The organism is Terribacillus saccharophilus (assembly GCF_002272745.1).
GTDB lineage: Bacteria > Bacillota > Bacilli > Bacillales > Amphibacillaceae > Terribacillus > Terribacillus saccharophilus_B.
Map to the genome: position 1 here is coordinate 92,245 of NZ_NPBD01000015.1, position 24,437 is coordinate 116,681.

At 43.4% G+C, this 24,437-nt stretch carries 32 protein-coding genes and 1 riboswitch; of the genes, 5 read left to right on the top strand and 27 right to left on the bottom strand.

Annotated elements, in window-relative coordinates:
• Positions 1-100: 100 nt before the first annotated feature.
• The 3 genes from CHH58_RS14675 to thiE form a co-directional block, all read right to left on the bottom strand.
• The gene (locus CHH58_RS14675) at positions 101-1,171 is read right to left on the bottom strand and encodes a copper resistance D family protein (RefSeq protein ID WP_095262738.1); all 1,071 of its coding nucleotides are present in this window, start codon (positions 1,169-1,171) and stop codon (positions 101-103) included.
• A gap of 6 nt (positions 1,172-1,177) precedes the next feature.
• A complete protein-coding gene (locus CHH58_RS14680; RefSeq protein WP_095233489.1) occupies positions 1,178-1,735 on the bottom strand; it encodes a copper resistance CopC family protein in 558 nt (185 codons plus the stop codon).
• 117 nt (positions 1,736-1,852) lie between these two features.
• On the bottom strand, positions 1,853-2,497 hold the full coding sequence (gene thiE / locus CHH58_RS14685) for a thiamine phosphate synthase (RefSeq protein ID WP_095228762.1): 645 nt from the start codon (positions 2,495-2,497) through the stop codon (positions 1,853-1,855).
• Between the two features lie 184 nt (positions 2,498-2,681).
• On the opposite strand from thiE, the gene CHH58_RS14690 reads away from it, so the two are divergent.
• A complete protein-coding gene (locus tag CHH58_RS14690; RefSeq protein WP_249275152.1) occupies positions 2,682-2,990 on the top strand; it encodes a YckD family protein in 309 nt (102 codons plus the stop codon).
• A gap of 40 nt (positions 2,991-3,030) precedes the next feature.
• On the opposite strand, the gene thiM is transcribed toward CHH58_RS14690, so the two are convergent.
• The 10 genes from thiM to CHH58_RS14740 all read right to left on the bottom strand — a co-directional run bounded on the left by thiM (position 3,031) and on the right by CHH58_RS14740 (position 11,280).
• The gene (gene thiM / locus CHH58_RS14695) at positions 3,031-3,828 is read right to left on the bottom strand and encodes a hydroxyethylthiazole kinase (protein WP_095228758.1); all 798 of its coding nucleotides are present in this window, start codon (positions 3,826-3,828) and stop codon (positions 3,031-3,033) included.
• Positions 3,815-4,651, bottom strand: coding sequence for a bifunctional hydroxymethylpyrimidine kinase/phosphomethylpyrimidine kinase (thiD, locus tag CHH58_RS14700; protein WP_095233487.1), 837 nt, complete (start codon positions 4,649-4,651; stop codon positions 3,815-3,817). The genes thiM and thiD overlap by 14 nt, the downstream gene beginning before the upstream one ends.
• Positions 4,644-5,342, bottom strand: coding sequence for a thiaminase II (tenA, locus tag CHH58_RS14705; RefSeq protein WP_095233486.1), 699 nt, complete (start codon positions 5,340-5,342; stop codon positions 4,644-4,646). Before tenA ends, thiD begins: the two co-directional genes overlap by 8 nt.
• 114 nt (positions 5,343-5,456) lie before the next feature.
• Positions 5,457-5,557: riboswitch (TPP riboswitch) on the bottom strand.
• Between the two features lie 60 nt (positions 5,558-5,617).
• The gene (gene splB, locus CHH58_RS14710) at positions 5,618-6,646 is read right to left on the bottom strand and encodes a spore photoproduct lyase (protein ID WP_095220051.1); all 1,029 of its coding nucleotides are present in this window, start codon (positions 6,644-6,646) and stop codon (positions 5,618-5,620) included.
• Positions 6,639-6,884: a transcriptional regulator SplA domain-containing protein gene (locus tag CHH58_RS14715; RefSeq protein ID WP_038557971.1), complete on the bottom strand. Its 246-nt coding sequence runs from the start codon at positions 6,882-6,884 to the stop codon at positions 6,639-6,641. Before CHH58_RS14715 ends, splB begins: the two co-directional genes overlap by 8 nt.
• 189 nt (positions 6,885-7,073) lie before the next feature.
• Positions 7,074-8,786, bottom strand: coding sequence for a methyl-accepting chemotaxis protein (locus CHH58_RS14720; RefSeq protein WP_170937644.1), 1,713 nt, complete (start codon positions 8,784-8,786; stop codon positions 7,074-7,076).
• Positions 8,787-8,978: 192 nt separating this feature from the next.
• Positions 8,979-10,010, bottom strand: coding sequence for an EAL domain-containing protein (locus CHH58_RS14725; protein ID WP_249275148.1), 1,032 nt, complete (start codon positions 10,008-10,010; stop codon positions 8,979-8,981).
• On the bottom strand, positions 10,010-10,423 hold the full coding sequence (locus tag CHH58_RS14730; protein WP_095228751.1) for a secondary thiamine-phosphate synthase enzyme YjbQ: 414 nt from the start codon (positions 10,421-10,423) through the stop codon (positions 10,010-10,012). Before CHH58_RS14730 ends, CHH58_RS14725 begins: the two co-directional genes overlap by 1 nt.
• 110 nt (positions 10,424-10,533) lie before the next feature.
• A complete protein-coding gene (locus CHH58_RS14735; RefSeq protein WP_095228919.1) occupies positions 10,534-10,998 on the bottom strand; it encodes a flavodoxin in 465 nt (154 codons plus the stop codon).
• 78 nt (positions 10,999-11,076) lie between these two features.
• Entirely contained in the window at positions 11,077-11,280 is a 204-nt protein-coding gene (locus tag CHH58_RS14740) for a hypothetical protein (protein WP_095234343.1), read from the bottom strand.
• Between the two features lie 97 nt (positions 11,281-11,377).
• Between CHH58_RS14740 and crcB (CHH58_RS14745) the strand changes: the two genes are divergently transcribed.
• Positions 11,378-11,770, top strand: a complete 393-nt coding sequence (gene crcB, locus CHH58_RS14745; RefSeq protein WP_095234342.1) for a fluoride efflux transporter CrcB — start codon at positions 11,378-11,380, stop codon at positions 11,768-11,770.
• A complete protein-coding gene (gene crcB / locus CHH58_RS14750; RefSeq protein ID WP_095262741.1) occupies positions 11,767-12,111 on the top strand; it encodes a fluoride efflux transporter CrcB in 345 nt (114 codons plus the stop codon). Before crcB (CHH58_RS14745) ends, crcB (CHH58_RS14750) begins: the two co-directional genes overlap by 4 nt.
• Before the next feature lie 36 nt (positions 12,112-12,147).
• Here the strand turns inward: crcB (CHH58_RS14750) and CHH58_RS14755 are convergent, their stop codons facing one another.
• The 7 genes from CHH58_RS14755 to CHH58_RS14785 all read right to left on the bottom strand — a co-directional run bounded on the left by CHH58_RS14755 (position 12,148) and on the right by CHH58_RS14785 (position 17,469).
• The gene (locus CHH58_RS14755; RefSeq protein ID WP_170937646.1) at positions 12,148-12,573 is read right to left on the bottom strand and encodes a DUF4064 domain-containing protein; all 426 of its coding nucleotides are present in this window, start codon (positions 12,571-12,573) and stop codon (positions 12,148-12,150) included.
• 20 nt (positions 12,574-12,593) lie between these two features.
• Positions 12,594-13,007 (bottom strand): DUF4064 domain-containing protein, encoded by a 414-nt coding sequence (locus CHH58_RS14760; RefSeq protein ID WP_095228743.1) that lies wholly within the window; start codon positions 13,005-13,007, stop codon positions 12,594-12,596.
• 26 nt (positions 13,008-13,033) lie between these two features.
• The gene (locus CHH58_RS14765) at positions 13,034-13,456 is read right to left on the bottom strand and encodes a DUF4064 domain-containing protein (protein ID WP_095228741.1); all 423 of its coding nucleotides are present in this window, start codon (positions 13,454-13,456) and stop codon (positions 13,034-13,036) included.
• A gap of 20 nt (positions 13,457-13,476) precedes the next feature.
• Positions 13,477-14,400 carry an ABC transporter permease gene (locus tag CHH58_RS14770; protein ID WP_095228739.1) on the bottom strand — a complete coding sequence of 308 codons (924 nt, stop codon included), beginning with the start codon at positions 14,398-14,400 and terminating at the stop codon, positions 13,477-13,479.
• Positions 14,393-15,319, bottom strand: a complete 927-nt coding sequence (locus CHH58_RS14775) for an ABC transporter ATP-binding protein (protein WP_095228917.1) — start codon at positions 15,317-15,319, stop codon at positions 14,393-14,395. Before CHH58_RS14775 ends, CHH58_RS14770 begins: the two co-directional genes overlap by 8 nt.
• A gap of 124 nt (positions 15,320-15,443) precedes the next feature.
• A complete protein-coding gene (locus CHH58_RS14780) occupies positions 15,444-16,808 on the bottom strand; it encodes a processed acidic surface protein (RefSeq protein WP_095262742.1) in 1,365 nt (454 codons plus the stop codon).
• Between the two features lie 154 nt (positions 16,809-16,962).
• Positions 16,963-17,469 carry a GNAT family N-acetyltransferase gene (locus tag CHH58_RS14785; protein ID WP_095228735.1) on the bottom strand — a complete coding sequence of 169 codons (507 nt, stop codon included), beginning with the start codon at positions 17,467-17,469 and terminating at the stop codon, positions 16,963-16,965.
• A gap of 160 nt (positions 17,470-17,629) precedes the next feature.
• On the opposite strand from CHH58_RS14785, the gene CHH58_RS18220 reads away from it, so the two are divergent.
• Entirely contained in the window at positions 17,630-18,007 is a 378-nt protein-coding gene (locus CHH58_RS18220) for a hypothetical protein (protein WP_141235104.1), read from the top strand.
• Positions 17,956-18,738, top strand: coding sequence for a membrane protein insertase YidC (gene yidC / locus CHH58_RS14790; protein ID WP_095228731.1), 783 nt, complete (start codon positions 17,956-17,958; stop codon positions 18,736-18,738). The genes CHH58_RS18220 and yidC overlap by 52 nt, the downstream gene beginning before the upstream one ends.
• Before the next feature lie 45 nt (positions 18,739-18,783).
• On the opposite strand, the gene CHH58_RS14795 is transcribed toward yidC, so the two are convergent.
• From CHH58_RS14795 to CHH58_RS14825, 7 genes are all read right to left on the bottom strand, one after another.
• Complete coding sequence (locus CHH58_RS14795) at positions 18,784-19,200, bottom strand: organic hydroperoxide resistance protein (RefSeq protein ID WP_095228729.1); 417 nt, start codon at positions 19,198-19,200, stop codon at positions 18,784-18,786.
• A gap of 99 nt (positions 19,201-19,299) precedes the next feature.
• Positions 19,300-20,244 carry an ABC transporter permease gene (locus CHH58_RS14800; RefSeq protein WP_095228727.1) on the bottom strand — a complete coding sequence of 315 codons (945 nt, stop codon included), beginning with the start codon at positions 20,242-20,244 and terminating at the stop codon, positions 19,300-19,302.
• Positions 20,237-21,157: an ABC transporter ATP-binding protein gene (locus CHH58_RS14805; protein ID WP_095233543.1), complete on the bottom strand. Its 921-nt coding sequence runs from the start codon at positions 21,155-21,157 to the stop codon at positions 20,237-20,239. The genes CHH58_RS14800 and CHH58_RS14805 overlap by 8 nt, the downstream gene beginning before the upstream one ends.
• A 43-nt stretch (positions 21,158-21,200) precedes the next feature.
• On the bottom strand, positions 21,201-21,890 hold the full coding sequence (locus tag CHH58_RS14810; protein ID WP_095262743.1) for an ABC transporter ATP-binding protein: 690 nt from the start codon (positions 21,888-21,890) through the stop codon (positions 21,201-21,203).
• Entirely contained in the window at positions 21,883-22,260 is a 378-nt protein-coding gene (locus CHH58_RS14815) for a GntR family transcriptional regulator (RefSeq protein ID WP_038557939.1), read from the bottom strand. Before CHH58_RS14815 ends, CHH58_RS14810 begins: the two co-directional genes overlap by 8 nt.
• A 3-nt stretch (positions 22,261-22,263) precedes the next feature.
• Complete coding sequence (locus CHH58_RS14820; RefSeq protein ID WP_095228723.1) at positions 22,264-23,049, bottom strand: hypothetical protein; 786 nt, start codon at positions 23,047-23,049, stop codon at positions 22,264-22,266.
• A 134-nt stretch (positions 23,050-23,183) separates the two neighbouring features.
• Complete coding sequence (locus CHH58_RS14825) at positions 23,184-24,293, bottom strand: glycerol dehydrogenase (protein ID WP_095228721.1); 1,110 nt, start codon at positions 24,291-24,293, stop codon at positions 23,184-23,186.
• Positions 24,294-24,437: the final 144 nt, after the last annotated feature.

A 24,437-nucleotide genomic window follows, 5' to 3' on the forward strand; every position in this document is an offset into this window, starting at 1 on the left:
AAGACATTATTCCAATTTCTATTTCCTTTTTCCAGCAGAATGTTTGCCTAATAGAAACTTTCTGTGATCAAAGGTGGAATAATGTCGTTCTATGAATCTATTAAAATTGTAAACTAGTCATTATGGCAGTGTACAAAAGTGCCGAAGCAACGAATGCGGCTGCCAATGCGAAGCTTACTGCAGCTCTTTTTTTGAAAAGATAAACGATACTGGCCAAAAACACGCCAAATCCGATGAAGCAAACAATCCCAAGCACACCCCAATGCCAAGTTGCGACACTTTCAGCTGTCACACTAGGAAAAATGCTGCCGAATATCGAAGCAGATCCCTCATTGCTTAAGGTCGCTGGAATATCCGCTGGTGTAGCAGAAGTGCCAAGTATCGCTGTGCAAATGAATATAATCGCAAGCAGGATTGCTTCGGCACGGATCCAGTTAAGCGGACGAAATGCAGAATCACGATGAGCTTTTCTTGCAAGAATGCCGTTAATGACAGCAAATACAAGTACTGGTATGAACACAACATGCTTCACGAACAACATTTGGCCATACGTCAGCATCAAAGCATTTCCATAGCTTCGAATATCCATAGCAAACAGCATGACCATTATGCCACTGCCTATGACTAGCAAGACAAGCAGAATGGCGAATGGTGTAAACCATTTTAGGAAACTTTCCCAACTGAATTGTTCTGATGCATAAAAACATACATGAATCAGTACACCAACCCAAAAAACAGCAGCACTCAAATGGACGAAATGAGTAAAAGCGCCGATCAAACCACCCTCCACTGCTGTATGGCTGCCATACGCACTAAGAAATAGCATACCTAGGAATAAGATTAGCGCGAGAAGCGGAAATTTGTTGAAATAAAGCAGCAGCCAGATACAGATAGCCAGGAGAAAGATACCAATCCAAACTCTTCCAGCTGTAAACTGGAATAAGACTTGGCTCAATGCTTGCCCATATCCATTCTGTGCGCCAATTATAGAAACGAGATTAATAACAGGACCACTCGTGACGAGTGCAGCAGAAGCTGCAGCAGCTAATACGTCACTTCGCGGTGTCCGGATTGCTGCTTCTTCCTTGCGTACAAACCGGAAAACAAGATGGCCAGCGAGAAAAGAAAAAGCGATATACGACAGCAATTCCAACAATGGAACGAGAATCACGGCGAGTTAACCCTTTTTACGATAAGTGAAGAACAAAACAGCGGCACAAAGTAAGGCGATAATTACCAATCCCGTCGTGATGAAACCCGTATCGGAACCTTCCTCTTCTTCATGTGATTCTTCTGCTGCTGTTTGTTCCTGTTCATTCACTTGTTTATTTTGTTCACTTTTGACTGCCGATTCCTGTTCGCTATCGCTTTCCTCAGCGGAGGTCAGACCTTCTGCTGTAAAGGAGACTGTGTTACCGACTTCATGTCCATCTGCTGAAATTACTTCATAGCTGAATTCATAATCCCCATCAACCATTTCCTGAGCTAATGGAACAGTAACAGTCGTTCCATCAACGGCTGCAGAGTCAGTGGCGAGTGCTTGTCCATTGACTGTCACTTTCGTCTCTACAACATCCTCCACATCAGAATTAAATGTGAGAGTGAACGCATCCATGCTCTCTGTCACCGTATCACCTTGTCCTGGATCCGATGCCGTCAGTACTGCATGGGCGGACACAGCCTGCGGCAGCATATATAAGAACAATGCCAGCAAGACCAACATTGGCTTCTTCATATTTACCACTCCAATTTTTAAATGTCCCTTTCATCGTATAAGAGAATATAGATAGCGTATAGAACGAATTGTGACCAAATCCTTACATTTTAATTCCACCAAATAAAAAAGATGCACTCACGTGTGCACCTTTTCCATCTTCATCTTCAGTTCATTTACTGCTTTCTGGATATCCGTCGCTTTGGTTAGGACGGAAATGAACGAGATACCATCAGCTCCTGCTTGCCGGACAGCCTCGGCATTTTTCTGATTGATGCCGCCGATTGCAACCATTGGGAAGTCACCGACTTGCTTCCGAATGTCCCGCAATCCTGTCAGACCGATTGGGAATTTGGCATCAATCTTCGTGCGAGTAGCGGCAATTGGCCCGACACCGATGTAATGGGCTCCGTCCTGGATTGCTTTTTTAGCTTCCTCGGCGTTTTGAGCACTCACACCAATAATGAAATGCTCTGGACAGCGAGTTTTTACTTGCTGCATCGCTTCGTCTGTCTGTCCGATATGCACACCATCTGCCCCAATCGCAATCGCAAGATCTACATCATCATTAACGATGAAAGGGATGCTGTACGCCCGACATCTTGCCTGCAGCCGTTCAGCCAGCTGTCTTTTTTCCTGCCCAGTCGTAGCCCCTTCACCTTTTTCACGAAGCTGGAACATGGTAATACCAGCTTCGAGCGCCTGTTCCAGTATGTCTTCCGGATCCTTGTCCTGGCAGTTTTGACTGCCCATTATGAAATAAAGCTCCAATTCTTCTTTCATGTTTATTACTCCTTTTCCATTTAAGACATTCCACATCCCCATTTTGTGTTGAACATGTTCTCATTCCTCAGGTCAAAATTCTCCTTCTCCCAATTTAGGAAAAAGTGTGGAAGATGGATAGCAATCCCAAAACTGCGTAAAGTAAGCCCAAGCTTTTTACAAGGAGATGATAAAGTTGAAATGGATGAAAGCTGGGGCAGTAGTAATCGCTCTATGTGTCGGATTAGTCGTTTCAAATCCAGCTGCCGGTTTTGCTGCTGACAAAGCTGTTGCCGATGTGCTGACAGATCAGCAGAAGCAAGAAATAGCAGCTTTGCAGAAGCAGGCATTAGAGCAGGAAAAGCAAATTATTGAAAAGTACGTAGAATACGGTGTCTTTTCTGAAGAGAAGGCAGACCAAATCGAAAAGCATTTGGATCAAAGGTTTAAACAATTAGAGCAAGATGGTTTCATCCCAAAGCCGCATCGGCATGGTCCTCATCCAGAAAAATGACATACTACAATCAGCAGACATACTTCTGCTGATTGTTTCTTTATACTTCTACTTCGAATTGTTCCACTTTTTCCGAATCAATCACTTGATCCCCTAACAAATAAAGCTGATCCAGAAAAGCGATTTGAAAGCTCCCTGGAGCTTTTGCGGTCTTAGCCGCTTCCTCTGCTGCAATACCGTAGAAACTAAGAGCACCGATGCATGCTTCCAGTACATTATCTGCTGCTCCCGCGCATGCTGCCACAACGGCACCAAGCAAGCAGCCAGATCCTGTTATTTTACTGAGCATCTCATGTCCATTAGCAATACTATACGTATGGTTCCCATCTGAAAGGATATCTATTTTCCCTGTTGCAATCACAATCGTATTCAATTCTCTGGCCAGCTGCTGGACAACTCTTGGTGAAATACCATCCTCAGTTCCATCTACACCTTTCACTTTGTCTGATGTGCCGCCAAGAACAGAGATTTCACCTGCGTTTCCGCGAATGACCGTTACATCCACCTCCGCCAAAATGCGGCGGGCCGTTTCTGTCCGATACGCTGTGGCGCCAACTCCGACAGGATCGAAAATCACTGGTATTCCGAGTCTATTCGCTTCTTTACCGGCTAAAATCATCGCTTCTACATCTGCTGCGGCAAGTGTGCCGATATTCACTAGGAGCGCCTGTGCATGCTGAACCATCTGCGCTGCTTCTTCCTTAGCTGACGCCATCACCGGGGAAGCACCAAGTGCAATTAAACCATTCGCCGTAAAGTTAATCACAACCTGATTCGTAATGCAGTGAATCAAAGGGTTTGCTTCCCGAACTTGCTTTATCACATCAGTATACTTCATTATGCTGCTCCTCCTGGACTGGCACGCCTTGCAGACGGTATCCCCAGTGATTTGTCGGACCATTTCCTTTACCGATCTGAAGCGAATATTGAATTGCATCTGTCACAAAATCCTTACCGATCCTGACTGCTTCTTGCAGAGATTTCCCTTTAGCAAGTTCTGCAGTTATAGCTGCAGAATAAGTACATCCCGTCCCATGAGTATGCTTCGTCTGAATACGTTCTGCAGAGTAGGCACTAAAGCTGCTACCATCGTAGAGCAAGTCTGCCGCAGCTGCTCCTTCCATATGACCGCCTTTCATCAAGACAGCTTTAGCCCCATACTCCCGGACGATTATCTTTGCTGCTGCTTTCATGCTATTTTCATCTTCAATATGAATTCCGGTAAGTTCTTCTGCTTCCGGAATATTCGGTGTAATAAGTGCAGCTAGCGGAACAAGATGCGTCTTCAGTGCATCTCTTGAATCCTCTCCCATAAGTGCATGCCCGCTTTTGGCATACATAACAGGATCCATCACATATATAGCCTTTGAATTACGCAAAGCAGCAGCAACGCAGTGCATCATCTCTTCTGATGCAATCATCCCCGTTTTTACAGCAGCAGGGGTGATATCTGAGAAGATTGATTCCAGCTGTTGTTCAAGAAATTCGACTGGAACATGATGAACTGCCTGCACTCCTATCGTATTTTGGGCAACGAGGGAGGTGACCACACTCATTCCATATACTTCACGCTCCTGGAAAGTCTTCAGATCCGCCTGAATTCCTGCCCCTCCTGATGGATCAGTTCCGGCTATTGTCAAAGCGCTCTTGATATCAAGCATGAACAGACGCCCCTTTCAATGGGATCATCCAGTCTTGCTGTGTGGCGGCCATTTCCCAGAAACTATGCTCCAGCATACAGCTTTTAAGAAAAGCTTTTCGTGCACGTTCTTTTGCAGCAGATCCCGCTGTCTCGGCCCACTTATCCAGTCGCTTGCTAAGCTCTGCTGTCACATTCGGCATGCCATCTTCCCTGCTGCTATAAAACTGAATCCACTCCAGGAACGGATTGGATTCATCGGGTGCCTTCGTTTCGATAATATGAGCTGCCAGCGCTTGATACGTCCATGGACAAGGCAGAAGCGCTGCCATTAGCTCTCCGATGTCTCCTTGCACAGCACTGTTCATCATGTGCGAAATATAATGGTCAGCTGCAGGCGGAGGTGTCATGCGCTGCAATTCCTCGTATCGTACACCTGCCACCTTGCAGAAGACGTTATGCGGATGAATCTCGCTGTGCAGGACAAAATGAATTTGGGACTGATAGAACTCCATCTCTTCCCGCGTTTCGCATTTGCTCACTGCCAAACCATAGATACGAGCAAATGCAGTCAAATACTCATAATCAGCTTTCACATAATGGATCAATGCCTCACGTGGCACATATCCATTTGCAACTCCTTCTACGAAAGGATGTGCATAGATTGCTTCGAATACCGGGGTTGCTTCTTCTCTCAATTGTGCAGAAAACATGTTTTTCTCCTCCTATTGGAGAAAGCCCGTCGGAAGGGTGATTGGCGCCGGCCATATAAAAAAGCCGCTCCAGAAGTATGGAGCGACTCGTATAATTAAGTGTGCAGAAAATACACGAATCCGGCTCCACTTCCCTACGCTGGTGTTAACCAGATCAGGTTCAAAGGGATAAAGATTACTCTTATCTCAGCCAAACGGCACCCCTAGTGGACTTCCTCGAAATTCAATTGTCCTCTTAACTATCACATGCACGGATGTGATTGTCAACAGATGAATCAGGTGAAATATTCAATTCTGGATTGCGGGAACATTTTATAGATTGTGCTTCCTATTACATCCTTAATTTCTTCCTGCTCTTCATTCTGGTAGACGTATTTTCCAATACCATAGCGGCCCCATTTATATTTCCGTTTGCTTTCATCCAGCTCAAGCTTCGACATAGGATAATTTTTCTCGATAACGCGCTTTGCGGGCTTCGTGAATCGATGCTGAATCAATTCGAAGGTCAGGTTCTTTTTGGCATGTTCAGGCAAAGCTGCTTCCAGATGTTCGAGCATTTCCGGATAGCCCGTCTGCCAGCCGTCATGTAAATAGATCGGAGCAACGATGAATCCAAGTGGATACCCAGCCTCGGCTACTTTGACCGCAGCTTCGATGCGATCTTTCAATCTGGAGGTGCCTGGTTCGAAGTACTTGATTACATAATCATCATTAATGCTGAAGCGGAATCGCGTCCGTCCCTGATGGTCTGCGTCCAGCAAATGATCCACATGAGCGAATTTCGTTACAAAGCGCAGTTGTCCGTGCTTGGACCGGCCGAAATATTCAATCGCATGTTTTAAAGTGTGCGTCAGATGATCGATACCAACAATATCTGATGTACAGGAAGCCTCAAACCGTGTTTCTTCTGGTGCTCTTTCCTGCATGTACTGCTCTGCTGCATCAAATATTTCATCTGTATTTACATACGTGCGGATATAAGGTTTGGATCCCATCGTCGTTTGCAGGTAACAATAATGACAATGCCCCATGCAGCCTGTCGCAAATGGAATAGCGTATTCTGCTGAAGGTTTGGATGTATCGAATTTCAGTGTTTTCCGCACACCTACGACCAACGTTGATTTGGCGGTACGGTACTTCTGGAAATCATTATCGCCCGGAAGGTTACGGACCTGATTGTGAGAAGTAGTCTCACGAATCTCCACTCCCATGTCCTGGAACTTGTTCTTCAGCTTCACTCCAAGCGGGTATTCCAATGCTCGAGGCTCTATATACACAAGCTGTGGCACAAACGGCTTAACCATAATAACCACCATCGGCTAAGCCAAAAGCGGACACATATGCTTCTTCCGCCTCTCCGAGATCCTGATAAACGGCCACCTCATCATTGAGCGGATAATAGGTTTCATACACAAACAAAGCCAGCTCACCTGGCTTTTCCGGGTTATGAACGACCGCTGCCTCCTGTATATTGGCTACTCCCTGTGCATGGGGATTGCGGATAATTACATAGACGATTTCTCCTGCTTGAAAAGCATCCATTTCATTGCCTCCTTTGTACATACTGCGACTAGTATGCACACCTTGGATGAAAACAATGTAAAAAAATGAACCCTTTTCCAGGAAGTATGCGTCTACTTCTTAGAGGAGGGTTCATTATGAAATGGATGATATATGTGTTCCTGCTATTTATCTTATCCTTTATCGGTTACTATCTGCTAGTCAATTAACTTACACTCGGAAGCGAGCTATTGCAGTTTGGAGCTCCTCTGCCATAAATGCAAGTGAATTGGATGATGCCGCTATTTCCTGCATAGCAGCAAGCTGCTGTTCTGTTGCAGCTGACACACTTTCCGTTGAAGCTGCTCCTTCTTCTGCTACCCCGTTCACGTCACCAAGTGACATATTGACGGAATCTGTCCCTTTAATCATGCCTTCCAGAGCAACTCTCACCTCCCGGAATTCATCAACCAGACCCGCTACTGCAGTTTCAATCTGATGGAAAGAACCGCCAGCTTGATCCACAACTCGCGTACCAGCCTGTACTTCATCCGCCGCATGCTGCATCAGATCGATGGTTTTCGTCGTATCCTTTTGGATAAAATCGACCAAAGCAGCAATCTGCCCTGCTGCCCCTCTTGTTTCTTCAGCCAATTTACGCACCTCATCAGCGACTACTGCAAATCCTTTTCCATGTTCTCCAGCTTGAGCTGCCTCAATAGTCGCATTCAGTGCAAGAAGATTTGTCTGTGCAGAAATATCCGTGATAACACTCGTAATATCACTGATTTCCCGGGACCGTTTGTTCAGGCTGTCAATCGAAGCTGACAACTCCTGCACATGGGAAGTAATTGTATTCATTTGTTCGTTTACATCCCTGATTGCATGTACTCCCTGGACAGATAGTTGAGATGTCTTCTGTACCGCTTCTTCCACATTCTGGGCGTTTGAAGCTAGCTTATTCGTATGCTGATCCATATTACCCATTGTCCCTGTAGCTGTTGTAATTAGCTCTAGCTGCTGGACAGAACCCTCTGCCAGCTCCTGAACCGTTTTAGCTACATGTTCAGATGACGAACTGCTTTGTTCTGCACTAGCACTCAATTCCTCTGCAGATGCAGCCACTTGCTGGGACGTATCATTCACAACTCGGATAATAGACCGCATGCCATCTGCCATAGCATTATAAGAAGCTGTTAGTGCTCCCATCTCATCCTTAGATTGATACGAACCATCAGAGCTGAAATCTCCATCTGCTGCTTTGCCCAATAAGTTTTGCAGTTCTTTCACTGGAGAGACAATAAGCTTCGATATAAGGATGCCAATCGCAATTAATAGTATTAAAGCGACACCTATAACGCTTGATAATATGATTGTGGCCTGTCTTACGTCATCGTTCGCCTCATTGTATGTTTGTTCTGCTTCCTTTGTATTCTGCGCTTGCAGTTCTTGCAGTGTATCATTCACAGCGGTACGCTGCGGTATCTGCTCTTCAACAAAGAGATCGTAGGCTTCATCATTTTCATTCAGCAATGCAAACTTCAGAACACGGTTCCTAACGTCGTTCAGTTTACTGCGTTCTTGCTTATATGAGTCAAAGATTTTTTTATCTTCTGCTGACATACCGCTATTTTCCAGCTTTTTCAACTCATCCTCAACTTCTATCATGGATTCATTGAGCATTTTATTCAGCTCGTCATTCCTCGCTCCATCAGAAGTGAGCATCATTTCTAATACATACGCATCGTTCGCCCTATTATTGACGCGAATTTGGCTTAATGATAAATTCGGAAGCAGTTTCTCTTTGTACATCAATTCTGCATCCTTCGCCATTTCTCGAGTATAAAATATACCAGCTGCTCCAACGGTTCCTAGCGCAATAGCTCCAACCAGGATCAAAATAAGCATCTTTGTCCTGATTTTCACATTCTTCAATAATTTCATTCCAGCATCTCCCTGATGATAGCTATTACACAGCCACTTCCACACTGTATAATGACTTTCAATATATCGGCAGGCTATCCAGAACTTGAAGGTATTTTTAAGAAAATGTAAAATATTTTGATCCATTTTGTAAATATAGTTAAAAACCCTATTTTCAATCGGACTTAATCCAATTGATAATAGGGTTTCTTATTACCTGGAAGGGAACAGCAAATCTCCTGAGGCAGCTTCAGAACTAGGTTTCCCGATAAAGTAGCCTTGGGCCAAATCCATTCCAATCTGTTTACAGAATGAAAGTTCCTCCTGTCTTTCGATGCCTTCTGCCAGCACCTTCGTGCCAAGAAGGCTGGCAACCTCAATTACTTTATACAGGAATTCCTGTTTCTGCGTATCACTGTCGCAGTAAGATATGTATGCTCTGTCAATCTTGACGAAATCGGGTTCCAGCTCTTTGAGCAGTTCAAGCGTGGAATAGCCTGATCCAACATCATCCAAGGCTACCATCATGCCTTCTTGCTTATACCGTTTGAAAATACGTTTCAAGCGGGCAACGTCATCCAATTTCTCAGTTTCAACTACCTCGAATACAAGGTCTTTCGGATTTACTCCATATTCATCGACTGTATGGAATGTCTGCCTTAGACAGAAATCCGGATTATAAATAGTTGATGGCAGGAAATTGATGAAGCTTTTCACTCCATCTGATATTGCTTCCTGTGCTCTTTTCCTGACTGCAGACTTTCTCGCACGCTGATCGAGCATACTAGTGAGGCCTGCTTCTGCCGCAAAATTAAATAGAGCAGCCGGTGAGACTTCCCGTTTGTCTGCGCGCAGCAAATGCTCGAATCCGAAGATTTTCTCATCTTCCATAGAGATGATCGGCTGCAGAAAAGATTGAAATGCTCCCTTTTGGACAATCTCTGTGAATTGTGGGAATTGAACACGCTGGAGCAACTCTTCGACAGATACCATTGGGTAACTATTTGTTACTTTCTTTGCGACGGTACACCTTACACCTGATATACTTTGACTTCTTATAGACAAGAGCATCTGCTCTAGCTGCTGTACGCTGAAATATTGGTAAATCGTATATGTATCTTCCTGTTTGAGCGGATTACCTAGAGATAAATTCCTGTATGATTCTGGTGACCGCATCAGCAATTCACCCTTTTCCGGTATATCAAGGACTGTCCCGCACATTGCACATACAGACAGCTGGTCCATCACGCATCATCCCTTTCAGACGAAAGTACTTGAACTGCATATTTCCGTGATCTGGGCCCATCGAACTCACAAAAATAAACACCTTGCCAAGTTCCTAATACGAGCTTGCCATCTGAGATAAGCACTGTCTGAGCATGTCCGACTGTACTTGTCTTCAAATGAGCTGCCGTATTTCCCTCTGCATGCAAATCCAGTTCGTGTTTCCAAGGATATACCTCCCTGAGCCTGCGGAGGAAATCCCGCTTTACATCAGGATCAGCATTCTCATTTACTGTGATACCCGCAGTCGTATGTAAAGAGGAAATGACTGCTATCCCCTCCTGAATGCCGAGTGATTGGATATAATTTTGAATAGAGTCGGTAATTTCAATCATGTCATCATGGTGCTTTGTCACTATAGGGAATATGTCCATAGCCCTACCTCCTATCCGTTCCTATACCCGAATTTATTCGACATTATTCTACATAAACCTTTTTATATTAAAAAAATTAAAAAGCAGTCTGCATGAAGCAGACTGCTTTTTTAAATGCTACGCTCTTTATCTACTTCAGTTGCAAACGAAGCAGCGAATTCCTGACAGTTACGGATATCCTCGTCTTCTGGGGATAGGTCAACTTTCAGAGTCTCCAGAACGATTTCCGCTCCGCGCTCTTTGAATTTTTCCTGGAATGTATCAATTGCAGCACCATAGCTTGCATAGATAGAATCACATGATCCGAAAAGGGCCACCGGCTTGCCATCCAGTTCTATGTCATCCAGCTCATCGTAGAAATCCTCTATTTCGTAAGGGATATCTCCATCTCCCCATGTATAGGTGCCCATTAAGATACCATCATAATCGGTCATCGTAAAAACGTCTAACTGATCTATATCAATTTGGAGCTTCGTTACCTCCACTCCTTTTTCTTCCAAAGTCTGTTCCATAATGTCAGCCATTTCTTCTGTATTGCCTGACATACTGGTGAATGCTATCAGTACACTTGCCACCTTCATTCACTTCCCTTCATCTGCTCTCATTTTAATTGATAACAATTCTCAATGTCAAATAGAGCACGTCAGGAAGCTTCAGTTTCCTTTTACTGCTTTATAGGCAAGTTTGAAATTTTTTTTGGTATCCTCGCCAAAGAGATTGATATCTCCTTCGAAAATCTGCTCGACTGTGAGCTGATACGCTTGTTCTTCAGTACAGCCGCGCGTATTCATCAGCAGGCGAAAGTAGGATAAGAAATATTCCTCACTCAGTATCGCCGCGTTTTTCATCATAATCATACTACCTTTCCTTCTAAATCCATCCTATTAGCGTAACACATATAATGGGGTATAATACAGGCATACAGCATTATATGCGGAAAAAGAAGGTTTGTGTATGAAAATGTATTTCGCAATTGGCTGCGGGGGGAGTATTGGTGCGCTTCTCCGTTATCTGGTAGGAGCATTAGTGCCGCAGATCGGCAATTTTCCTTCGGGAACGCTTTGCATCAATATTATTGGCTGTTTCGCTATGGGGTATTTGACTAACTTTGTGAAAAGGCGCGACTTTGCAGATAAACCTGCACTATCTAAAGCACTGACAACTGGCATGATTGGAGCATTTACAACTTTTTCGACGGTCAGCCTGGAAACAGCTCTTCTTGTCCAAAATGGTATGGCACATATCGGATTGATTTATCTCGCTTCTAGTACAACGGGCGGTTTAGCTGCGCTGCTCCTAGGTCTTCGGCTTTCGCCAAATCCAGTCCAAAAGGAGCAGTCCATATGAGTATTATCTTTGTACTTGCAGGCGGCTGGATCGGAGCAATTTCTCGTTACGAAATAAGCAGAAGAGTAGAGACATTCTGGAGGAACGACTTTCCGCTTGGGACCTTCCTGATCAATATTACAGGTTCCTTTTTAATCGGAATTGTGTATCAAGCTGGTTTGGGTTCGGGCTGGCAGAACTTCCTCGCCGTCGGATTTCTCGGCTCATTTACAACATTCTCCACCTTCTTCCTGGAGATCGCCCAATTGGGGAGCAGAAGGCGAATTATCCTTGCAATCAGTTATTTACTAAGCAGTTATATCATTGGCATAATATTAGCTTTCCTGGCACTATCCATATAAAAAGGGCACTGCTTTTAGCAGTGCCCCTTTTTTCATTTAATAGTTCTCTATCGTGTTATCGTTTGTATCAATCGGTTTCCGTACTATTGCAAGGATACCTGCAACCAGATAAAGAATTGCGGGAACAGCAGCAACGAAAATAGTTAATAGTGCTGATAATACTGCCGTTACGATGAAAATAACGCCAGAAACTGTGGAACTGCTGTTACGACGTAAAAGTACAAGAGCAACTACACCTAGAATAGCTGCAATAGCACTGATTATCACATAATACCAGCCAATGCCTCCGAAAAGATTACTGACGATATCGGCTTCTTCTGCTGTAAATTCAGGGTCATTCCGAATATCTTCTGCTATAAAGTCTCCGGTTGCTCCAATGAATACACCAACTAAAATCGCACCTAAGGCATTGAAAGCAACACCTATAATCCCTAAAACAAATTCCGCAGTACGCTTGATCAATCTTCTTCCCTCTTTCTCTCTTATTGTCTGATCTCATCTGCTGGTCTTCTTGCCAGCACCATGACGCCCGCAATAATATAAACCATACCGCCGATAAAACCAGATAGGAAAGTACCAATAGAACCTACTAATGCCACGATTATCAGCATGATGCCAATACCTGTCTGCTTACGATCCGTCTTCAGTCTCACTGCTGCCACAATACCCAAGATGGCACTAATGACACTCACAATAATGACAAAAATTCCAATGGAACCTGCGATATCAGCGATCATTCCAGTATCAACTGTCTGATCAACTCCACTTTCCAGGATCTGTTCGCGAGCAGCCTCTGGATCGTATGTAGCAACCTGAACTGTTGTCATGACCGCAGTAATGAGGAAGACAATTGCACCAATGATGGCAAGTACCTTCTCCGCTGTTCGTTTCAACATGTCAAACCTCCTTCCTGCGTTACTTCTTAATACGTTTCTCCTCTATCATTATATTGCTCAACAGGCTTTCGCACAATCGCCATGATACCTGCGATCAAGTAAAGGATGCCCCCGATAATACCTGTAAAGACAGAGAGAATCGTACCAAGCACTGCTGTTATGATAAGAAGAATGCCTGCTCCTGTTGCTTTTTTATTTGGTTTTAGCATAACCAGAGAAACAAAACCAAGAATAGCACATATCACGTATAGGATAATGAACCAGATAGACATTCCTGTCACGAGATCAGTAAACATAGAAGCATCCTCTTGCGTTAAACCTTGGTTTACGAGTTCATTAGTAGTCGCTTCATCAGCTCCTCCAAGACCTATACCTGACCAAACCGCAAAGATAAGAAACAAAACCGCTCCAATAATTGCCAACACTTTTTCTGTCGTTCTTTTTACCATTTAAATTCCCCTCTCTTATTTTAATGACCCGCTACATCGCGTTTTGCGAACAATACCCATCCTACGACCAAAAAGATAAGATAATACACAATTATGGTCACTACCGCGAATGTAAGCGTTAAATCATCAATTAATTTCATACCCGTTGTGAATTGGGTCAAATCCAAATTTGAAAATAGAACATACTTCGCAAACGGCTTATCGTAAATAAACGGGATGACGGTGGTGCCGGCGAACATAAGGAATATAGACGTTCCAATTGCCAAGGCACCATTACGAAGCGCAGCAGATATCATGAAGGCGAACGTTGCCCATACGACCAACTTGACTAGCTGAAGCCCATAGTCCTGCGCAATTCGCGTCCATACAGATATCTCGACGACTTCCCCATCCTTTACTTGCAGCATGGATCCATCGCCTCCAAGACCGAAGAACAGCATCCCGAATAACCAAGAAAAGATGAATAGTACAATTAATGCAGTTAAAGCAAATAAAAGTACACTTGTATACTTCGCAAAAAATATTTTCGTTCTGGTTGCTGGCCGAATCAATAATAGCTTGATAGTTCCCCACCGGTACTCATTTGCTATTATTCCGCCAGCAACTATGATAGTCAACAAGCTGAGCACACTTGTCATATAATTACCTTGGTAAAGGAATTCCCAAGCAGTCATCCCTTCAGGCTTTAAGTCATTTTCAATCCGATAGTTATTGATCAATATATTCGAATCAGCCGGGTCGAATTCCGCAAGTGATTCGTTTTCCTCTTGTAATTGCTGCTTCCACGTCGCATCATCATAATCTGATACAAACCCATCTGCTGTCCGCATCAAAATAGCAAATCCAAGTACCACCACTATAAGAATGCCAAGCATGATCCAGGTCGCCAGCTGGCTGTATAACTTGGTTTGCTCGTTACGCACAAGCTGGAAAAAGTTACTCAATGACATTCTCTCCAATCACGTGTAGGAATTTATCTTCCAGTGTTTTCCGTTCCACAGCAAAACCATATAGCTCGATATTGGCGACAGCCAGCGCTTTAATGATAGATGGGATTTCTTCCCGTGTTATCGGGAATGTGAGTTTCTCGCTGCTCGCCATTGCTATAATCCCGAATTCTTCCTGTAAAAGACGCTGTGCTTTTTCGTGATATGCCGCAGGACAATCGATTTGCACGACTTCTGCTGGTGTGTCTTCTTCGGTATTTTGAATTTGCTGGATGGAAATAAGCTCCCCATTCTTCAAAATACCGATCCGGTCACACATCAGCTCCATTTCCGAAAGCAAATGACTGGAGACTATGACTGCCACATTCTCTTGTTCTGCTAACCTGCGGATATACTGACGGATTTCTCGGATACCTGACGGGTCCAATCCATTTGTAGGCTCATCCAATATTAAGATAGAAGGATTATGTAATAATGCCTGTGCAATACCTAACCGCTGCCGCATACCTAAGGAATACCGCTTCACTTTCTGATGGATGCGTTTCTCCAACCCTACGAGCTTAACCACTTCATCAATGCGTTCCTTTGATATCCCGGGAATCATCCTTGAAAATACAAGCAGATTCTTGTACCCGGACATGAACCCATATAATTCCGGATTCTCGACAATTGCTCCAACATGTCGGATTGCCTCTTTATAGTCCGTCTTGATGCTTTTTCCTTGTATCCGCACGTCGCCTTCTGAAATACGAATCAAGCCTACCATCATTCGGATTGTCGTTGTCTTACCCGCTCCGTTTGGTCCGAGGAATCCGAATACCTCACCCGGCTGAATGTCGAAGTCCAAACCCTTCACAATCAGTTTCGAGCCGATCTGCTTCTTCAAACCAATCAGCTGCATAGCCGGTTCTGTCATCTCGTTCACCCTTTCCTGAAACATTATTGTCACTTCCATAATATGTACGGAGCACCTTGTCAGATTGTTTCATTTTTATATAGAAAAAGCACCACGAATCAAATGATTCGTGGTGCTCTCGTTATTAATTACTATGTCTCTTCCGTCTGTTCCATGCGTATAATGCTGCTCCAGCAGCCATCAATACTGCACCGGCTGTGAGAATATTACCAACAGGAGATGCTGTATCCGGAAGACGTTTGCCTTCTTCTTTTACTGTCTCTGTTGCAGTCTTAGTTGGTGTTACTTTTTCTTTTAATACAGGTGCTTCGTGCTTCTGTTCTGATTCAGTAGGTTTTTCCTGTACAGGTGCTTCTACTGGAGGCGCACTTGTAAGCAAATCAGATCCAAACAATTCACCAGTGATAGTAAAGTTCAATAAATGATTACCTTGCAAGTCAAACAGTTCAACAAGTAGAATACGGTTCTCAATATCCGTAATCTTTAATAGTTCTTCAAACGTTACAGGTGTTTTCGTATTGCCATCTACCAAATAGAATTCAGCTTTCATTTGGAAAATATTCATTAAATCATTCCAAATGGAGATGAGTTCTTTTCCTTGCTCTTCTGTTAATTCAGTGGAGGTTTCAAAGTCTCCCAATGCTTCTGCGCGAAGTGCAATATCTTCCAGACCAGAAATGAATGCTTCTGGATCGTTCGATACTACGCTTTCCAAATGATCATAAGCTCGGAAAAACTCGTCCTGGCTCACGCCGATTAGATCAAGGAATGGACTCATCATTTCCCAATAATCTTCGCGAGAAAACTCATAATAACCCGATGCCTCATAAACAAACTCTGAAAGCTCTTCATAGCTTGCGAAATCTTCCAGCTTTACTCCATTATCCGCAAGCAGCTGGTCAAACTCCTCCTGGTTCAATTCCACTTCCTGCAGTAGGAAATGTAATGATACGCCATTTATATCGTTGTAAATCACTTCATATAATTCTTCCATAGTTACATAGCTGTAAAGATCGAATCCATTTGCAGCGAACAAATCAGCCAATTCTTTTTCTGTCAGACCGACTTCCATTGCTAGTTCCTGAAGATTTTCAGAAGTAACAGGATAATCCATTACCCAGGACAAATCCGTATAAAGTAAAATATCCTCTGCAGTATATCCTTTATCTGCCAAACCCATTTCTTTCAAACTTGCATTAATATCGTCAACAGTAAGACCCGTCTCATCCAAGAAAGCCTGTAGATTCTTTTTTGTTACTGGCTCTCCTAGCCACTCACGCAATTCATCTACAGAACCTACTTCCATTTCCTCAATTGTTCCCCATTCAAAATCTACGAGATAACGGTTCAAACCTTCTACATCTGTACCTAGCTCAGCAGCATAGGCTTCAAGGTCTTTTTGTTTAATAGCAGCAGACGCAGTCTGTGGTGCTACTACTTGCAGGCAAAGCAAAACCATGATTATTCCAACCAATAGCTTCTTTGTCACGTATGTATCCTCCTGGAAATATATTTATTTAATTCCAGATTATTATAATTGGAGCGAAAAGGCTTGGCTACATAAATATTTACAAAAATTAAACTTTTTTACTTGACATAGAAAAACCCCTTAATTAAAGGGGGTTAATTCGACATTTCTCTACTTATTTCAATGATATTCCCATCCGTTTTGAGCGTGTCTTCATGCCCATCTTGACATAGAAATCTTCTGCACGATTATTGAAATTCCACACATTCAGTTCTATTTCCGTTGCTCCTATCTTTTTTCCATGGCGCTTGATTTTTTCGAATAGGTGGCCGCCGATCCCTTTGCCGCGCATATCGGAACGGACACAGAACTCTTCAATGAAAATGTGTGCATTGTGCGAGATTGTCTCATTCGTTATCCGTATCGTGGCAAACGCCATAACTTCCTTTGTTTTTTCCACTAAAAACACTTTTTTATTATCCAAGTATATATTGCTTTCAAACACGTGCTGGTCAAGTGGTTCTGCCTTCTTGGCAAAATGCTCCGGCTGATTTGTGTAATGCGTATTATATAATTCCTTGTACAGAACAGCGACTTGGTCATAATCCGAGACCTTTGCTTCGCGTATCTTGAACATCGGTTTCACCTCTGCAGCTTGTAGTCTTGTTAACCAGTTTATCATGTTCGTCCCCCTCCGTCATAAAACTGTCCAAATAAACCGCTGTTAGCAGAGAAAACGCTTCTCCTAGCCATTTCTCCAAACAAAACGGAAATCCCTGCGCAGCTTTGACAAGTTTCTAATTCTATAGGAAAATAGAAGGAACGAAAGGAGGTGTATACAGATGCTGTATGCTTTTTGGAATATGTTTGCCGATGATTTTACTTCGATGGCCTTTTATATTGGTTTGACGATGACTTTTATCCTGGCGCATAGAACAACAACGAAAGTTACGAGTCGTTTTCGTGCTAGTGATGCGATGCAATGGCAGCATGTTTGTACATTAGACAGCTGGCAATCGCATTCTCCTACTAATGTTTCTTACAGCAAGCCGATCGTTCATTGGCTCGCTCGCACTACCATGCGGAAGGACGGTCCGGATGATGATGGCGAAGCAGCTTCTTGTTTGTATCCAGATAACCAATCGATACAACAAGGAGGAAAAACAAATTGCAACGCACATCTGTATCCACATTCTTTAAAAAGTACGGTATTATTTTAAGCTCCATTACTCTGATAGTCTTGCTTGCCGGCTGCCAAAGCAGCAGCGGGGGTGCTTCTAGTGAAGGATGGTTCAATCATTACTTCATCAGTCCATTCTCTTACTTGATCAAATGGATTGCTGGTAACTTCAATGATGATTACGGGATCAGTGTTATCTTAATCACGTTAGCAGTACGTCTAATATTGATGCCTTTCATGCTGATGCAGCTCAAGAAGAGTTATGAGACGCAGGAGAAAATGAAGCTATTCAAGCCAGAGCTTGATGCTTTACAGGCAAAATATAAAAACAAAACCGATGTTGAGTCCAAACAGAAACAGCAGCAGGAAATGATGGAACTTTATCGAAAACACGGAATGAATCCATTTTCCGCGATGGGCTGTCTGCCGCTGTTGATTCAGATGCCTTTCTTAATCGGCTTCTATTCAGCTATACGAAATACACCTGAAATCGCGACGCATGATTTTCTCTGGTTTAATCTTGGAACACCGGATATCGCCCTCATGGTTGTTGCGATGGCAGTCTATTGGCTGCAATATCGTGTGTCCCAAATCGGCGTAGATCCAGCTAGAAGACAGCAAGCCCGCATGATCGGTATCATTTCTCCGCTCATGATCGGCTTTATTTCCTTCAGTTCACCAGCTGTATTACCACTGTACTGGGCGGTCGGCGGTTTGTTCGTAATTTGCCAAACATTGCTGGCAAAGTTTTTATTCCAGCGGAAAAAATGAGCATAGAAAAACCACTTCCTACATCGGGAAGTGGTTTTTTAGTTATTATTCTACAACGTTCACTTTCAAGTCTACATCGATGTTGCCGCGAGTTGCTTTGGAGTAAGGGCAGAACTGATGTGTTTTCTCTAATAGATCTTCCGCTTCTTCCTGGGAAACACCTTTTACATCTACAGTGATAGCAGCTGCGATTTTGAATCCATCGCCATCTTTTACTAGGCTGACATCAACAGAAGTTTCTGTCTCAACGCGTTTGCGCTCAGCTCTTGCTACGTGGTTGAAAGCACCATCGAAGCAAGCGGAATAACCTGCTGCGAATAGTTGTTCCGGGTTGGAACCTACGCTATCTTTTTTGCTGCCCGGTTGGACAAGATCAAGATCGATCAAACCATCATCAGATTTTACATGGCCTTCACGTCCGCCAGTTGCTTTAGCGTGAGATGTGAATAATACGTCACTCATGTTAATTCACTCCTATTTCGTTTGTTAGTTTGAAAAAGCTGCATACAGTATTACTAATTCCTTTTTACCGTTATTTTAAACATAAAGCAAACGAATTGCTTAGGCTGTAACGTCTCGTTTCATGAAACTGAACCAGGTGATAACCGTAATTATGACAAAATAAATTGCCATTACCACAATAGAAAAGCCCAGTGTCATGCCATCCACAGCCGGAACATTACCCGGGTTATATACTGTAAGATCTACATTATTGAATAAGATATACTTCGACCAATCATATCTGGAAAGTATGAAACTGATGGTCGGGAAGAACATTGAAATGAAGATGGAAAATCCAATTGCCAAGGCTGTGTTACGGAATATGGTAGATAGAGCAAAAGCAATTGTCGCATAAATTAATGTTTGGACAAAGTTCAGCCCGTAATCTCTCATAGTTGAAGCTAGTAAATTATTGGTTACAGTTTCTCCATTGTCAAAAATTACGCTTTTCGCATCGAATCCATTGAATCCGAAGAAGATACCTCCGACAATAAAGGAAAATCCAATAAAGAATATAAAGAAGATAACTGTCGTGATGAACATACTTACATACTTGGAAGTTAACACACTGAAACGGGAAGGTGTTTTAGTAAGTAATAGTTTGATTGTCCCTGTGCCGAATTCAGTAGAAACAAGGCCACCTGCAATGATAGCGATGAAAAGGATTAGAAACGGTGCACAGTAGTACATAACGCTTTCCATATAAGAAGCAAGTGAATCACTTTGAACTGGTGCAATATCTTGATCCAGCTGGTATTGCATTGTAGTTAAGTCCTGTTGGACAGCTGCGGCTTCCACATCACCATTCTCCACTTGCTTCTGTAAATCTTGCATTTGCTGTTCTGTATCTGCGCGCCAGTCTCCACTGCTGTCTTCAGCATAATATGCTGTGAATGCAGCGATTGTAATCAGTAAGGCTGCCGCAATCCCAAACATAATCCACGTCGACAGACGACGGAATGTTTTCATATGTTCATTACGTATCAAACCAATGAATTTAGACAATTTCCTTCCCTCCAGTCAATTCCAAGAATGTATCTTCTAGTGTTTTCGTTTCTGCCTGGATTCCATAGATGCTGATTGCTTCCTTGGCTAACTTGGCAGCTGCTGCTGGTATTTCGTCACGTGTCAGCTCAATGATGATTTGTTTATCCTTGATCTCTGGTTTCTTGCTGCCCATATCTCGGAGTACAATTGCCGCTTGTTCCAATGGTTCAACCTGGAAGCTGACCATTTGTGTCTGTTCACTCGACATCTCATGGACTTGCTGCACACCAAGCATCTTACCTTGCTGAAGAACTCCGATTCGGTCACACATCAATTCCATCTCGCTCAGCAAATGGCTAGATACGATAACGGCAAGGCCCTCTTTTTCTGCAAGGTTTCGAATATAGTGACGCATCTCTCTAATACCAGCTGGATCCAAGCCATTAGTCGGCTCATCCAGAATTAGTACATCTGGACGATGCAGCAACGCTTGCGCGATTCCAAGACGCTGTCTCATTCCAAGGGAATATGTTTTAACCTTATCGTTGATCCGATTCTTCAAGCCGACTAGCTCGATAACTTCATTAATTCTCTCCTTATCTACGCCATCACTCATTCTCGCAAAATGCACAAGATTCAGATATCCGGAAAGATACTTATACATCTCCGGATTCTCGACAATAGCACCGATGTGTTTCATAGCCGCACCATGAGACGTTTTGATACTATTGCCTTTGATTAGAATATCTCCATCCGTTATGCCCATCAGTCCGACAATCATTCGGATTGTTGTTGTTTTACCGGCGCCGTTCGGCCCTAAAAAGCCGAACACCTCACCGGGATAGATGGAAAAATTGACACGGTCAATGATTTTTCGTCCGCGTATCACTTTGGTAACCTGCTTGATTTCAACTGCTGGCTGTTTTTGCATACTTTTTCGCTCCTTTGCTTGTAATAAGAGTTGCAATGCTTCCTTACTCATAAATCGAGCTCATCCATTCCAATATGCCCTTCTGCTCATCGTAGCGCAGTTCTTCTACATTCCTGTGATCCACTAGCTCACCATCTTTGATAGCAATTACTTCATCAAGGATCATTTCAACTTCCATGATTTGATGCGTGGAAAGGAGAACCAACTGCCTTTCCGTGTCTACAAAGGTGATTAGACCTTTTACAATGGAGTCCCGCACAAGTGGATCCAACCCGGAAAGCGGCTCATCCATCAACAGGACAGGCACTTCCCTGGACAGAGTTAGGATGATTTTCAACCTGCCGCGATTCCCTTTCGACAGATGCTTCACTTTTGTATTGGCATCCAAGTTCATATAAGCACGTATTTCTTCTGCCTTCTCTTTATTGAAGTCAGGAAATTGCGTTGCAAAGAAATCAATTGTCTGCTGGACAGAATAGAAGGAGTAATACTCATCCAACTCGGATAGATAACTGACTTTCGATGCTATCCGGCGCGTCACTTTCTCCCCATCCAGTTCTACAGACCCTTTAGATGGATTAATCAGCCCTGCGATGAGCTTCATCATCGTTGATTTACCCGCTCCGTTTAGTCCGACTAGACCGATGATTTTGCCTTTATCAAGCTTTAGATCTACGTCCCTCAATGCTGTTTTCGTCATATATCGTTTTGTCACATTCTTGAATTCAATCATGACGCGCTCCTCCTTCCAAATAAGTCTGAAGCCCTTCTTTGATTTCTTCATTTTGATAACCCATATCGTGCATGACTTGGATAAAATTCTGTATTTGTTCTTGTTTCAGCTTCTCACGTATAGAAAGGAGAATATCCTCATTTTCCGTAACGAATGTTCCTTGTCCTCTGCGTGATTCCACGATTCCCGATGCCTCCAGTTCGCGGTACGTCCGCTGTACCGTATTCGGATTTACTTTCGATGAGACTGCCGTTTCCCGAACGGAAGGCAGCTTGTCGCCAGGCTTCAATTCGCCGCTGACAATTTGTCTATTCAGCCGATCTGCCAGCTGCAGATATATCGGCTGCGATGATTGAAATGTATCGGTCATGCTCTACACCTCTACTTTTTTGTCTAATAACCAGGATGCGATGAAATAGATGATAAGAATGGTAATCAGTTCAACAATGTAATAACCAACATAGATAGACATTTCTTCACCTTGCATATTAATCAGTGCTTCCGTGATACTGATGTCAAAATGCAAGGAATTGGCAACGAAGCCCAAGTCTATTCTTCCCCACTCTGAAATGGCGGTGTAGAATTGTGATTGACTAAAGAGACCGAAATATAGATAAACGAACACCCACCAGCCAATGAAGACCACTGTTCCGCTAAGGAATGACGACATGTAACGTCCTAACAAGAGAAAAACAACATATGCAAGAATGACGTAAACAGAAAAATCAATCGAAAGCGCAATTACATGTACGAAGGCAATCATACCGATCTTGAACCATGTGCCATCTGAAAATGCGACAAAGTTCAGTCCTCCTACATACGCTGCAATACTTACAATTAGCAAAGAGATGATCATGTAAACCGTACCAGTCACTAACTTCGCTGCGAGAAGCCCTGAAGCGTGCATCGGATTGTGAAGCCAGAGATGCAATCTTTTCCTCTCCACCCCGAGACTGTAGAGCATGTAAATAGCCATGAAGAAGAAGTGTCCGCCACCCCAGGCTAAACCGATGATCCCGACAGCATCCCAAGCATACCCGAATCTATAGGTGCTCACGGTGACCACAACCAAGCCGACAAGGAATAGTACGATTGCTAAAAGCATTATCGGCAATCCGACACGGAATTCCTTCTTTACTAATGCTAGCCAAGCTTTCATGAATTAAACCCTCCTGATGTATTGCTGTATTAATTACATAGTACACTAGTACGGAAATACACGTCAATGGGCAAAAGAAAAAAGCTGGAACATTTTTTCCTGTTCCAGCTTTTTATCCGTGTTAATTAGGTTATTTAGTTTTCGTAGCCAACTAATTCTTTGTATGCTTTTGCATATTGATCGGCAGCTTTAATCGCATCCACGACTTGATCTGCTGTGATTGTACCAGGCAGGTTATGGATTGATTCACCTTCCTGCACCGCAAGTTCAGCCACCTTCAGCAAGTCTTCATCTGAAACATCTTTAAGTTTGATGTCTTCTAGTGTTACTGGGAGGCCAAGAGCAAGATAGAAATCAATATACGTGTTGATTTCATCAAGTGTACGATCCTCCAGCGCAAGCTGTGTGAGCGTACCAAATGCTACCTTTTCACCATGGGTTAGGCTATGGATTTCACCATGCAGTGCGGTGAAGCCATTATGGATGGCATGTGCCGCTCCAAGTCCGCCACTTTCGAATCCTAGTCCGCTAAGCAGTGTATTTGCTTCGACAACCGCTTCCAATGCAGGTGTAACGATTTGTCGTTTGTTAGCCTCATAAGCAAGCAACCCATACTCGAAGAGAACTTCTTCCGCTTTTTCAGCAATTGCTTGGCCAGCAATAGTAGCTAGTCCGCCAGCCATGTTTGTGCCGCGTCCTTCAATAGAAGCACGTGCTTCCACCCAAGTAGCCATTGCATCAGCAATTCCGGAAGCTAGGAAACGTGGTGGTGCCTGCGCGATTATTTTTGTGTCGACAAGGACAAGGTCCGGATTTTTGTCGTAGAACTTATAACTTTCAAAAGTTCCTTCCTCAGAGTAGATAACGCTCAATCCGCTCGTCGGTGCATCAGTTGATGCTGTTGTCGGCAGGATCACAACGCCAACGTGCAGCTCGTCTGCTACTGCTTTGGCAGTATCAAGTGTCTTTCCGCCTCCGATACCGATGACAACATTACTTTCCTTACCATCAGCAGCAATACGCTTGATTTCCTCTGTTGATGCTTCTCCGCCGAATACGATTCTTTTCGTTTGGATACCGCTCTGCTCCAGATTCTCAAGCACTGTATTACCTGCCAAGTCCCATACAAAGTCATCCGCAAGAACAAGTGCATTATCCCCGATTTTTTTAACATACTCCCCAGCTTTCTGAAGTACATCTTTTCCTTGAACATACCGGCTTGGACTGATAAATACTTTTTCCATGAATAAGACCCCTTTCCAACTCGTATATAATCACATTCTAAATCCTTTTCCCTTTCAGTTCTGTTTCCTAACGGAAAAATCCTCTTTTTTGGCAAATCAAAGGCATCTTTTGCATATATTTCATTTGGAGCCACGAATGGATAG